The organism is Streptomyces sp. NPDC086787, assembly GCF_044745865.1.
Lineage (GTDB): Bacteria > Actinomycetota > Actinomycetes > Streptomycetales > Streptomycetaceae > Streptomyces.
Genome location: NZ_JBIVBC010000027.1, coordinates 1 through 12,095, shown reverse-complemented (window position 1 = coordinate 12,095; position 12,095 = coordinate 1). Strand labels below are relative to the sequence as shown.

Sequence of the window (12,095 nt, the reverse complement as noted above, 5' to 3'; positions counted from 1 at the left end):
GCCCTGGTGGCCTTGGGCGGACGCCCGCAGCGAGGCGCGTCCGCAAGCGCCGCCGGCCCGCGGGCAGCGAACCCGCGGGCAGCGAAACGGTGCAGGGCACGGCGGACACTTAAAACGGGTGCCCCAGCCGCTCGTTGATGTGGTCCAGGCACAGCTCGTAGAGGTCCTCGGGATGGGTCTCGGACCAGCCCTGCGGAGCGGGCACCGAGGCCGGCCACAGGGCGTGGTGGCCGGCGGTGTCGGCGAGGACCGTGAACGTCGCGAAGTCGTCGGCGAACGGGTCGTCCTGCGCCGGGCGGTCCAGCACACGGAGCATGCCGTCGGCCGACATGCGGGCCGCGCGGCCGGTGCGCCACATGCGGGCCGCGCGGCCGTCGGCGGCGGCGACCGGGTCCGGCAGGAACCGCTCACCGGTCGCCGCCGGATCCCCGGCGTAGCCCTGGGCCACGCCCGCGCCCGCGATGTAGAGGGCGCCGGTCTCGCCGGGGGCCACCGGCCGCATCCGGGCGTCGAGGACGTAGGCGCGGTAGCCGGGCGCGGGACGGGGCGGCCCGCCGGGCAGCTGCTCGATGACGAACCGGCCCTCGGCCCAGCCACCGCTCACCGCCAGCTCGTCCCCCTCGGTCCAGGCCAGCGCGACCAGCGCGGCGAGCGCGTCGTCGGCGCCGCCCAGCACCACCCGGGCACCCTCCTGCCGCAGCCAGCGCAGCACCTCGTGCGGCACCGCCTGGGCGAGCGCGCCGTCGGGCAGGTGCACCCGGGCACCGCACACCAGCGCGCCCAGCAGACCGAGCGTGACGTCGGCGTCCGGGTAACCGCGTACCAGCCAGGCGGCGTCGGCCGCATCCGACAGGGTCGCCGCGGCCACCGCCTCCGGGCCGACCACCACCGTGCCGTCCTCGCCGGGGACCAGGAGCACCGCCTCGTCCGCGCGCAGCGGCCGCGTCCGGTCGGCGTCGGTGACCGGCCAGCGCCCGGTGGCGGGCAGCCGGTCGGCGGCGTCGTCGCGGACCAGCCGGGCCGCGCCCGCCACAGGGGGCAGCACCAGGTCGGCCGTCTCGTCCAGCAGCAGCACCACCGGCCCGACCGACTCGTCCAGATCCAGCGCCGGGTCCACCGGCAGCAGCGCGGCGCCCGCCTTGGCGACGGCGAGCGCAGCGACCGCGAACCCGACCGGCGAGGACAGCGCGGTCAGCACCGAGGTACCCGGACCCGCGCGGTGCGCGATCAGCGCATGCGCCAGCAGGTCCGAGCGGGCGTCGAGTTCGCCGTAACTCAGGCCCGCCAGCGCGATCGCTTCAGGGGCGCGCTCCACCTGGGCGGCGAACAGCTCGGCCACGCTCCGCGCCGGGAGCACGGCGCTCTCGCCCGCCCACACCCCGCCGTCCGCGGTGCCCGGCTCCAGCCGCAGCCGGCTCAGCGCGGTCTCCGGCTCGTCCAGGGCGGCCTCCAGTACGGCGGTGAGCTGCCCGGTGAGCGAGGCGGCCGCCGCCTCGCCGACCGTCTCGTGCCGGTAGGCGACCAGCACCCCGACACCGGCCGGCGCGCCCTGCCCGGTCTGCCGCTCGGTCAGCGTCAGCCCCAGGTCGGCCGCGGGCAGCGGCAGTTCGCCGCCCTGGGGCCGCACGGTCAGCCCGGCCGCCTCGAAGGCGCCGTCCGTCTCCTGGAGCACACTCAGCGCGACCCCGCCGGGCGGCACGGCCAGGGCCGACCCGGGGTCCCGGTAGGCGGCGAGGTCCGACTCCCGCACCCGGCGCAGCAGTTCAGCGAACGCCGGGTCGCCCGACGTGTCCACCGACAGCGCGAGGACCCGCCCGTAGGGGCCGACCGCACCGCGCAGCGCCGCGCTGTCCCGGGCCGGGACCGGCGCCGCCACCGTGACCTCGGCGGGCGCGCCCAGCCGGGACAGCACGGCGGTGAGCGCGGTGTGCACCACCATGAACAGGGTGCTGCCCCGCTCGGCCGCGAACCGGGTGAGCCGCTCGTGCAGTTCGCCGTCCAGCTCGGCTTCGAGCGTGCCGTAGGAGGCGGCGCCCGCCTGCGGCACGCTGCCGGGCAGCGGGGTCGGCGGCAGGTCGCCGAAGACCGTACGGGGTGCCGCGTCGAGCCCGGCGGGGGAACGGTACGGTACGCCGCCGCCGACCCGGGCCCCATAAGCGCGGGCCAGTTCGGCGGCCAGCGGCAGATGCGACCACAGGTCCACGCAGGCGGCAGGCAGCGCCAGGTACAGCAGGTGGTCCTCGGCACCCAGGGCACGCAGCCGGGTGCCGGCCGCGCCCAGCCGGGAGTTGCGCAGCGCCTCGTGCCGCCGGCCCAGGTCCTGCAACGCCTGCGCCAGAGCACCCTGGTCGAGCGGACCGCGCAGCCGCAGCGGCAGCACCGCGCTGTCGGTGCCCGCGCCGCCCGGACCGGTGGCGGCGGCGGGCAGGTCGCCGAGCAGCGCGGCCAGCGCGGCCGGCGTCGGCGCCCCGTGCAGCGCCCGCCCGCCCGGATCGGCGTCCAGCGTCTCGCGCACCCGCGCCAGCAGCCGCCGCGCGTCCTCGTCGTCACCGCCGAGCCGGAAGAAGTCGGAGCCGGCATGCACCTCACGCCGCGCCAGCCCGAGCACCTCGGCGAACAGGTCCCGGACGATCTCCTGGACCGGCGTGCCGGGGGCGGACGCGGCGAAGGCCTCCACACCGCGGACGGGCGCCGGCTCGGGCAGCGCCGCGCGGTCCACGCTGCCGTCGGCGTTCAGCGGCAGCGCGTCCAGCGTCGTCAGCGCCGACGGAACCAGATGGTCCCCCAGCCGCTCCCGGAGATGACCGCGCAGTACGGCCGCCAGGTCGACGGTGCCCTCCAGCGCGGCCGGCGTCCCCGCGCACTCCTCGACGACAGCGGCGGCCGGTGCCACGTACACGCCGGTCAGCGGGCCCGGGGGCACCAGGTCGGGGTCGACGAAGACGACGTCGAGCAGCTCGGCGCCCTGCCCCGACCAGGTCGCCAGCGCCCGGTAGCCCAGGTGCTCACCGGCCGCGCACAGCGCCTCCAGACCGGGGGCGGGCGCGTCCTGGGGGGCCAGGTCCACACTCTCCAGCGGGTTGTCCAGGGCCAGCATCGCGCCGTACTCGTCGTGCACCCGCCGGTTGGGCACCCCGGCCAGCCGCAGCACGGCGGGGCGGTGGGTGTTGAGCCGGTCCTCGGCCTCGGCGGCACAGGACACCTCGCGCCCCCAGCGCACCACGGGCGCGGCGGTGAGGTCGGCGGCCGGCGCGGCGGTCGACAGCAGGACGTCGTAGCGGTAGCGGGTCAGCTCGTTGTGGCCGGTGCCGCGCCTGACGCGCACGTCGACCGTGCGCACCCCGGGCAGCTCACGCGCCAGGACGGGGAACAGGCCGGGGGAGAGCAGGAGTTCGGTCTCGGCCGCCAGACGGCGCTCGACGGATCGGCGCAGCTCCTCGCGGTCGCCGTCGGCCGCGCCCGGCCGGGCCAGTTCCACCCCGGCCGCCAGGCAGCGGGCCAAATCGAGGTTGCGCAGCCCGCCCAGCAGCACCGAGCCGCCCGGCGCCAGCAGCGGCAGCACCCGCTCCAGCACGGTGCGCAGATGGGCCAGGCTCGGGAAGTACTGCACCACCGAGTCGAGGACGACCAGCTCGAAGTGACCGGCGGGCAGGCCGCTGATGTCGCCGGCGTCCTGCCGGCGCAGCCGGACCTTGTCCCGCAGGACCGGGTCGTCCTGCGTCCGTGCGGCGAGCGCGGCCACGGCGGAGGCGGCGAAGTCGGCCGCCCAGTACTCCTCGACCTCCTCCTGCCGGGCCAGACGGTCCATCAGCAGCCCGCCGCCCGCACCGATCTCCAGGATCCGACGCCGCGGCAGCCCGCGCACCCGCTCCAGGGCGGCCTCCCGCCACTCCCGCAGCTCCGCGGCCGGGATCGGCAGACCGTCGTACACGCTCTCGACAACGGCCCCGGCACCCGTCCCGGCCGCCCCCGCGCCGCCGTACAGGGCCTCGTGGATCCTTCGCCACCCGGCGATCTGCGCCTCCTCCCCGGCGACGGCGACGGCCGCGACCGGATCCCCGGGCACCACATGCGCGACGAGCTGCTCGCCGCCGCCCTCGGTCCCGTGCACGGACACCGCCGCGGCCGACACGGCCGGATGGGCGGTCAGCACCGACTCGATGAGGCTGGAGATGGACATCGGCACTCGCTCCTAACGACACGACACGACAGTGGCAGCGGCAGTGGTAGCGCGCTCCGGCTTGGCAAAACCTTGCCAAGATGCTGGCAACAAGCCCCGGAGCGCTGATCTCGCAGCACTGGAGCGATACTTGAACCGCAGGCAGAAGCAGGCGACTCCGAGCCGCACAAGACGAACGGGGTTGCCAGGAGGACGTCACACGCAACGGAACAGTGGGGGTCGACGGTGGATGTCGCCGTGACGAGCGGGCTGGCCTACGGAGAGAGCGGCCAGCGGTTGGACGTGTACCGGCCGGTGACCGCGCCACAGGCCTCGCCGACCGTACTGCTCTGGCACGGCAGCGGCCCCGACGAGCGCGACGTACTCGCACCGCTCGCCCGCGCCACGGCCGCGTTGGGCACCGTCTGCTTCGTCCCGGACTGGCGGCCGGACACCCACGACCACGGGCGCACCCACCTGCGCGAGTCCGCCGCGTTCGTCCGCCGCCACACGGACGACTACGGCGGCGACAGCGGCCGGATCACCCTCGCCGGCTGGTCCCTGGGCGCCAGAGCCGCCGTGGCCGCCGCCCTGGACCCCCGCGCACTCGACGGCTGGCGCCCCCGGGCCGTCGTGGCCATCGCCGGCGGATACACCGACCCGGAACCACTGACGGGCCGCGCCCCCATGGACGAACTGCTCGACAAAACACTCGATGAGGTACCCGTCCTGCTGATCCACGGCACCGCCGACACAGTCGAGGACATCCAGCACTCCCGCCGCCTCCACGCGGCACTGCGGCAACGCGGCCGGCCGACATCACTCGACGAGCCCCCCACCGACCACGCCGGAATCATCATGACGGTGTACGACCCCGAGGCCGCCCGGTGCCTGCCCAGCGACCAGGACCACGCCGTACGGGCCGCACACCGCGCCGCCCGCCTCCTCCACGACCCGTGCGGCGCTCTCACTCGGACATGACCGGCGGCCGACACCTCGACGGGAGCCCTGTTCCTCCGGAGCAGCACACACCGGGACGGCGCAGCGGCAGGAAACGACGGCGTCCGGATCAGATGACGGCAGGCGCCCGCCCCGAACCCAGTTCCGCGGGAAGCCCGTTACGGCCGGTGACCCCCAGCTTGCGGTAGACGCGGGTCAGATGCTGCTCGACCGTACTCGCCGTGATGCACAGCCGTGCCGCGATCCCACGGTTGGTGAGCCCCTCCGCCGCCAGCTCGGCCACCCGCCGCTCGGACGCGGTCAACGGCTCCGGCACACCCGCACCAGGAGGCCGACGGCGGCCAGACCGGTCTCGCCATCGGCGAGCCGGAGGCCCACTTCAGCTCGGGCTGGGGCGTCGTCGCACCGCCGGCGTCGAGAACTACCTGGTCAGTTGTTGTCCGGGTCTTCCTCGGCGGAGATCCGGGTATCGAGGTCGCCGACCCAGGCCAGGGCCCAGGCTCGCAGGTCGGCGATCTGCCCGGAACTCAGCCCGTAGTCGCTGAAGTCCTGGTCGTCCCACCATTCCGCGCCGGCGAGGCGGTCGCGCAGGTCCTGGAGACTGAATTCGAAGCGGGCATGGCGTCGGCCGAGGCTTTCGAGGTCGGCGGTGGTGCGGTGCCTGGCGGCGGCGTGGACGTCGATGAGGTCGCGGACCGCACCGCGGTCGGCGAGGGCGCGCACCTTGGTACCGATGACGTCGTTGAGGGCGAGTACCGGCCCGTGTTCGGTCACGGTGGGTGGAGACCAGAACGCTTCCTTCAGGATGTCGACCTCGCACTCTTCGCCGGTGGTGCGGTCGGTGGCGATGAGCCGTCCGGAGAGCGGGCTCGTCTCGACTTGCCGGATGCCCCAGCCACGCTGGGTGAGGCCGTCGGCGACGGTGCGGACGATCTCGTCCATGGGGGAGGGGTTCTCGGTGGCCACGTCGAGATCTTGGCTGAGGCGGTTGACGAGGCCGTGGGCCTGGACGGCGTAGCCGCCGGTGATCACCAGAGGGTATGGCGTACCGATGTCGAGCACGTCGGCCAGGAGCCGGCGGTGCAGGTCGGTGAGGTTCATGCGGCTGCGGTGGTCGTGGCGGTGGCCAGTTCGGGGAAGGCGGCTTCCCACACGTGCCGGATCGGGCGGCTGATCAGGGTCCGCAGCACGGGCCACTGCTCGATGAGCAGGTCCCTGTTCAGGAAGTCGATGAGGTCTTCGCGCTGCCCCTCGGCGAGAACGGTGCGATACAGACCCATCCGCGATCTGGGCTGCTCCACGTCGTAGGAGCGGCGTCCGGACCACACCACGTGCAGCGGCAGATCGACCGTGCCCTGGGCAGGACCGGTCAGGTCCTCCAAGCGCGCGGGCAACCGCTTGGCGTACTGCTCGCACAGCAGCTTGAACGCGTTCGGCACAGGAAACGACGGGGACTGCATGGCCATGCCCCCAGTATCGCCCGATGGGCCGCGACAATCACCCCGCCACCGACCACGCCGGAGTCATCATGACGGTGTACGACCCCGAGGCTGCCCGGTGCCTGCCCAGTGACGAGGACCACGCCGTACGGGCCGCGCACCGCGCCGCCCGCCTCCTCCACGACCCGTGCGCCGCCCTCACCCGGACATGACCGGCGGCCCGGCGGCCAACACCTCGACGGGAGCCCTGCTCCTCCAGGGCGGTACACACCGGGACGGCGCAGCGGCAGGAAACGACGGCGTCCGGATCAGGTGACGGCAGGCGTCCGTCCCGAACCCAGTTCCGCGGGAAGCCCGTTACGGCCGGTGACCCCCAGCTTGCGGTAGACGCGGGTCAGATGCTGCTCGACCGTACTCGCCGTGATGCACAGCCGTGCCGCGATCCCACGGTTGGTGAGCCCCTCCGCCGCCAGCTCGGCCACCCGCCGCTCGGACGCGGTCAACGGCTCCGGCACACCCGCACCAGGAACACCGAAAACACCAGGCACACCAGGAGCAGCGGGCACCGACAGCCCGGCACCCGACAGCAGCTCGTCCCGCAACGCGACCGCCCCCACCTCCCGGGCCAGGCTCCACGCGGCGCGCGAGAGCGCCGCACCCCGCGCCCGGCCACCGTCCGCGCACAGAGCCCGCCCCAGATCGGCCAGCGCCCGCGCGGTCTCCAACCGGTCCCCACTGCACCGCAGTTCCCCCACGGCCTCCCGCAGCACGACCGTACGCCCGCCCTCCTCACCCGTCGCGGCCAGCAGCCGCAGCGACCGGCCCCGCACCCAGGGCCGCCGGCCATCGGCCGACCCCAGCTGCTCCTCGGCCAGTTCCCGCGCCTGCCGTACCCGGCCCAGCCGCAGCAGCGCCAGCGCCGCATCCGTGCGCCACGGCAGGCACGCCGCCCGATCCGCCCGCCACACCTGCAGAGTGCGGCCAACCCTGCGGAAGTCGGCGAGGGCAGCCTGCGGCCGCCCCACAGCCAACCGGTGCAGCCCCCGCGCCCGCAGATACTGAAGCCCGTACAGGCTGTTGAGCACCCGCCGGGTCACCGGGTACCGGATGTGCCGCGCGGCCTCCTCGTAGCGGCCGAGCGCACCGCACGCCTCGACGAGCACCGCGACCGGGGCGTAACGGAACACCCCGCCACCCCCGGCGGGCAGCGCATCCAGCACCGCCGACGCATGCTCGTGGGCGCCGCGCACATCACCCGCCCGAAGCAGCGCCTCGGCATGCAGCGTGGCGAAGACCGCACGCCAGCCGACCACCCCGCTCACCTCCGCCCGCTCCAGCACCCGCAGGCTCGCGGGCACGGCACTCCCGGCCCGCCCGCAGTACAGCAGCGTGCGCACCGCCAGCACCAGCGGCGCCAGCCCGGCATCCGTCAGCCGCGCCGACCCCAGCAGTGACTCACAGTCCCCCACCGGGGCGTCGAGTACGGCGTCGAAGGGAGTGTCGAAAGGCGTACCGAAGGGAGTGCCGCATGACGGGTCACCGCCGGCCTGCGCCGCCGACGCGGCCGACTCGGCGACCCGCCCCTGCGCGAGCAGCATCCCGGCCAGCAGCGACCGGTACTCCGCCCCCTCGGGCCAAGCCGCACCGGACCCGGTGGCCAGCGCGGTCAGCCGCTGCTCGGCGGCCTCCGGAGCACGACGCGCGGCGACCTGCGCGAGCCGCAGAGCCACCCCGGTGCGCGCGGCCTCCTCAGGACAGATGCCGTGGGCCAGTTCGAGCAGCCGCTCGGCCTGCCCGGTGCGGTCCTCGCGGGGGCGCCGGGCCAGCAGGTCCTCGGCCGTGCCCACGAGCAGGGCGAAGTCCTCGGGACGCACCGGCACCCGCGCACCGTCCGCACGTGGTGCGAGCAACTGACCGGCCACCGCGTCCGCCGGCGCCCCCGCCCGGGCGAGCGCCAGCGCGGCCCGCCGGTGCAGATCCGCCCGGACACGCGGCGAGGCGTCACCCAGCACCACGGCCGGCACATCAGGGTGCCGCCAACGCAGCCCGTCGAGCAGACCACAGGCGCGCAGTTCGGCCAGAGCAAGCACGACAGACACGGCGGGCACGGCGAACCCGCCGGGCCCGGCCTCGGACCGCAGCACGCCGGCGACCAGCGGCTCGGTGGCCCGGCCGGCCAGAACCGCCACCGCCCGGGCCGCCTCCAGGACACCCGGACCACCGCGCCGCAGACAGGCGGCGACGGCCGCGGCGAACGGCCCGTCCGGGGCGGGCGCCGGCGGCGGTGACACCCCGGCGGCACGGTCCTCCTCCAACAGCGCGCCCAGCAGCAGCGGATTGCCGCCGCTCAATCGGTGCAGCTCCACCGCCGTACGCCCCGCGCCCGGCCCCGCGGCCCGCGACGTCTCCTCGCGGGACAGCAGACCGAGCCGGATCCGGCGAAAGTGCGGCAGGCGGGCCAGCTCGGACCCGGACAAAGGGCGTTGGGTCTTCGCGGCGTACGACGACACGGTCGCCACCACCAGCACCGGGGCGGGGCGGGCGTGCCGTACGAGGTGCCCCAGACGGTGCAGCGACTGCGCGTCCGCATGATGAACGTCGTCCACGCACAGGACGACCGGCCCGGCCAGGGAGAGGTCGCACACCTCCGCGCAGAACGCCCGCATCGCCTCCCCGGCCGGCTCGCCGTACCCGTTCCCGTTCCCGTCGCCGTCGCCGTCGCCGTCGCCGTCGCCGTCGCCGTCGCCCTCCCCGGCACCCGAACGCGGCAGCGCGAACGCGGGCGCGCTGCCCACCAGTCGGCGCAGCACCCCCAGGGGCTCCCGGCGCCCGTCCTCGGTCGCGGCGGCGGTGAGCACCAGCGCTCCGGCGGCGGCGGCCCGTTCGGCCACGGCGTCGAGGAGATGGCTCTTGCCGCAACCGGCGGCACCCTCGATCAGTACCACCCGGCAACGCCCCACCGCACACGTGGCGAGGACCGCCTCCAGAGCACCGGCAACGGATGCCCCGCCTGCCTCGGTCATGGCCCGCCCTTCACTGGAACCGCGCTGGTCGGGGCCAGAATGGGATCACCGCCTTTAAGGGGGGTGGAGCCGGAACGGATCTGCCACCCCCCACCGCGGAACGCCCGAAGCCCCCGCGGCGGCACAGGGCCGGCGGGGGCTTCCCGGTGAAGAGGGCTCCGTTGCAGGGGCCGACGGTCAGGCAGCGGTGGTCGGCCAGCCGATGCTGTCCGTACCGGTGGGGGCAGTGGGCCAGCCGATGTTGTCCGAGCCGGTGGTGGGGGCAGTGGGCCAGCCGATGTCGTCCGTGCCGTTGGCGGAGGCGGTGGGGGCGGTCGGCCAGCCGATGTTGCCGGTGCCGGTGGCGGGGGTGGTCGGCCAGCCGATGTCGTCCGTGCCGGCGGCGGAGACGGTGCTCGTGGCCGGCCAGCCGATGGCCTGCGTGGTGACGGCGCTGACGCCGACGGCGGAGAACGCGGTGGCGACGACGGCGGCGGCGGTGGTGGCGATCCTGGCGATGCGGTTCATGGCCGGCTCCTCTGTGTCAACTTCGCTTCGGCTGCTTGGCAACCTCTTGCCAAGAAGATTGGCAAGGAATTCTCGTAAATCACTGGGGAATTGGTGGACATTCCCTCAAGAGGGCCGCCAGGAGCCCCCCGAACCCCCCGGCGGCGCCCGGGAATTGCCACACCGAACACCAAGTGACCTGCACAAACAGCAGGTCATGGCAGCACGAGAACCTCTCTGCCAGAACTTGGCAATTCCTCGGGACCGAACCCAGAACACAACGAGACGACGGCAGGACCGCAGCCGGAAAAGCCCACCGAGACCCAGAACTAGAGCGCCGCCGGAGCCCGCATTGCCAACTCCCCACCCATGTTGGCAATGTATTGCCAAGCAAGAGGCAAGACATTGCCCCATCGCACGGGGGGAGGCCCCTGAAGTGAACGCGACGTCCCACGGCGACCGGATGGTCCACCTGAACTCCGCAGGTCTGGGCCGCATGCCCGCCACCGCACGCGCGGTCCTCACCGAATGGACCCGCCACGACGACCGTTACGGCTCCTACGAACTGGAGGAGCACCTCGACGACGCAGTCCACGACGAACTCGACGAACGCCTCGCCGCACTGCTGGGCACCCCGGCCGGCGAAACCACCCTGTTCACCGGCGCCGCCGACGCGTACGCCACCCTCCTCACCCGCCTGCCCCTCGGCCAGGGCGACCGCGTCTGGACGACCCCCTACGAGAGCGCGGCCAACCTGACCACCCTGTACGCCCTGCGCGACCGCACCCGCTGCGCCCTGGACGTCGTACCGCTGCGCCCGGACGGCGACCTGGACCTGGAGTGGATGGCCACGCACATCGGCGACGACGTGGCACTGGTCTCCGTGACCTACGTCCCGGCCGGCTGCGGCATCGTCAACCCCGTGGAGGACGTGGGCCGCATCCTCGCCCCGCACCGCTGCGTGTACGCGGTGGACGCCTCCTACGCGGTCGGCCAGTTCCCGGTGGACGCGGCCCGTATCGGCAGCGACCTGCTCACCGGCGACGGCTGGCGGTTCCTGCGCGGTCCGCAGTCGGTCGGCTTCGCCCACACCTCACCGCGGCTGCGGGCCCTGCTGGGAGGCATGGGCGCCGAACCGGCCGTACCCCCGCACGGCGCCGCCGTGGCCGCGCTGAACGCGGCACTGGCCGAACACACGGCGGCCCTGCCCGACGAGGACCTCCTCGCCGACCTCCGTGCCGCCGTCGAGGAGGCACCGGGCACCGAACTGATCGCCCCCGGGCGGATCCAGTCCGGCATCCTCACCTTCCGGCACGACGAACTGCCGGCGGCGGTGGTACGCAGGCAGCTCGCGGCCCGGGGCGTCGTCGTCTGGAAGACGGTCGCGCAGGAGACCCCGCTGTACCTGCCCGCGCTGGGCGTCACCACGGCGGTGCGCGCCTCCGTCCACCACGACAACTCGGCGCAGGACATCACCAGGTTCGGCGAGGCACTGCACGAGATCCTGACGACCCACGAGCGCCCCCGCACCCCGGTACCGGCGCCCGTCGCCCCCTCTTACGACACCGTCACCGACCTGTCCCAGTGGCGCAGCCGGCGCCCCGGCACGGACAGGACCCCCGAGGAGGCCGACCGCGACCGTCGGCCGGCCTCCGTCCACGCCTTCGGGGTGCCGTCCCCGCGCGGACGCCGGTGAAGCGCCGACGGTCCCAGGCCGATCGCCGCACCGACGGTCCCAGGCGGGATTGCCGCCACAGGCTTTCGCCGGTTTCGCCGGCACCGCTCGCACGAGTGCCCCTCTAACGCCCCTGATTAGCCTCTGGCCTGGCCAGGTGTACGACCCACAGGGACGACAGGAGCCGAGACGAGCATGTCCGTGGAAACCACCGCACCTCTGCGAACGGCACCGTCACCCGACAAGGATGTCCGCAGTCTGGATCGTGTGATCATTCGTTTTGCGGGTGATTCGGGTGATGGGATGCAGCTCACGGGTGACCGGTTCACGTCGGAGACGGCGTTGTTCGGGAA

The 12,095-nt window shown here is 74.3% G+C and carries 9 protein-coding genes; 3 read left to right on the top strand and 6 right to left on the bottom strand.

Going from position 1 to position 12,095, the window contains the following annotated elements; all coding sequences use genetic code 11:
• Positions 1–109: 109 nt before the first annotated feature.
• Positions 110–4,180, bottom strand: a complete 4,071-nt coding sequence (locus ACIPK3_RS32845; protein ID WP_402575677.1) for an AMP-binding protein — start codon at positions 4,178–4,180, stop codon at positions 110–112.
• A gap of 237 nt (positions 4,181–4,417) precedes the next feature.
• Here ACIPK3_RS32845 and ACIPK3_RS32840 point away from each other — a divergent pair, with 237 nt between their 5' ends.
• On the top strand, positions 4,418–5,140 hold the full coding sequence (locus ACIPK3_RS32840; protein WP_402575675.1) for an alpha/beta hydrolase: 723 nt from the start codon (positions 4,418–4,420) through the stop codon (positions 5,138–5,140).
• A gap of 88 nt (positions 5,141–5,228) precedes the next feature.
• Here ACIPK3_RS32840 and ACIPK3_RS32835 read toward each other — a convergent pair whose 3' ends face one another.
• From ACIPK3_RS32835 to ACIPK3_RS32825, 3 genes are all read right to left on the bottom strand, one after another.
• Positions 5,229–5,435, bottom strand: coding sequence for a helix-turn-helix transcriptional regulator (locus ACIPK3_RS32835; protein WP_402575673.1), 207 nt, complete (start codon positions 5,433–5,435; stop codon positions 5,229–5,231).
• 113 nt (positions 5,436–5,548) lie between these two features.
• Entirely contained in the window at positions 5,549–6,220 is a 672-nt protein-coding gene (locus ACIPK3_RS32830; protein ID WP_402575671.1) for a nucleotidyl transferase AbiEii/AbiGii toxin family protein, read from the bottom strand.
• Entirely contained in the window at positions 6,217–6,585 is a 369-nt protein-coding gene (locus ACIPK3_RS32825) for a hypothetical protein (RefSeq protein WP_402575669.1), read from the bottom strand. Before ACIPK3_RS32825 ends, ACIPK3_RS32830 begins: the two co-directional genes overlap by 4 nt.
• A 17-nt stretch (positions 6,586–6,602) precedes the next feature.
• Here ACIPK3_RS32825 and ACIPK3_RS32820 point away from each other — a divergent pair, with 17 nt between their 5' ends.
• On the top strand, positions 6,603–6,770 hold the full coding sequence (locus tag ACIPK3_RS32820; RefSeq protein WP_402575667.1) for a hypothetical protein: 168 nt from the start codon (positions 6,603–6,605) through the stop codon (positions 6,768–6,770).
• A gap of 96 nt (positions 6,771–6,866) precedes the next feature.
• Here the strand turns inward: ACIPK3_RS32820 and ACIPK3_RS32815 are convergent, their stop codons facing one another.
• Both ACIPK3_RS32815 and ACIPK3_RS32810 read right to left on the bottom strand, forming a co-directional pair.
• A complete protein-coding gene (locus tag ACIPK3_RS32815; RefSeq protein ID WP_402575665.1) occupies positions 6,867–9,581 on the bottom strand; it encodes an AAA family ATPase in 2,715 nt (904 codons plus the stop codon).
• A gap of 177 nt (positions 9,582–9,758) precedes the next feature.
• Positions 9,759–10,088 (bottom strand): hypothetical protein, encoded by a 330-nt coding sequence (locus ACIPK3_RS32810; protein WP_402575663.1) that lies wholly within the window; start codon positions 10,086–10,088, stop codon positions 9,759–9,761.
• Between the two features lie 415 nt (positions 10,089–10,503).
• On the opposite strand from ACIPK3_RS32810, the gene ACIPK3_RS32805 reads away from it, so the two are divergent.
• Positions 10,504–11,763, top strand: coding sequence for an aminotransferase class V-fold PLP-dependent enzyme (locus tag ACIPK3_RS32805; protein WP_402575661.1), 1,260 nt, complete (start codon positions 10,504–10,506; stop codon positions 11,761–11,763).
• Positions 11,764–12,095: the final 332 nt, after the last annotated feature.

Coding starts and splice junctions, on each gene's coding strand:
- ACIPK3_RS32820 (WP_402575667.1), top strand. CDS start 6,603: ATGGGCCGCGACAATCACCCCGCCACCGACCACGCCGGAGTCATCATG.
- ACIPK3_RS32810 (WP_402575663.1), bottom strand. CDS start 10,088: ATGAACCGCATCGCCAGGATCGCCACCACCGCCGCCGCCGTCGTCGCC.
- ACIPK3_RS32825 (WP_402575669.1), bottom strand. CDS start 6,585: ATGGCCATGCAGTCCCCGTCGTTTCCTGTGCCGAACGCGTTCAAGCTG.
- ACIPK3_RS32830 (WP_402575671.1), bottom strand. CDS start 6,220: ATGAACCTCACCGACCTGCACCGCCGGCTCCTGGCCGACGTGCTCGAC.
- ACIPK3_RS32845 (WP_402575677.1), bottom strand. CDS start 4,180: ATGTCCATCTCCAGCCTCATCGAGTCGGTGCTGACCGCCCATCCGGCC.
- ACIPK3_RS32815 (WP_402575665.1), bottom strand. CDS start 9,581: ATGACCGAGGCAGGCGGGGCATCCGTTGCCGGTGCTCTGGAGGCGGTC.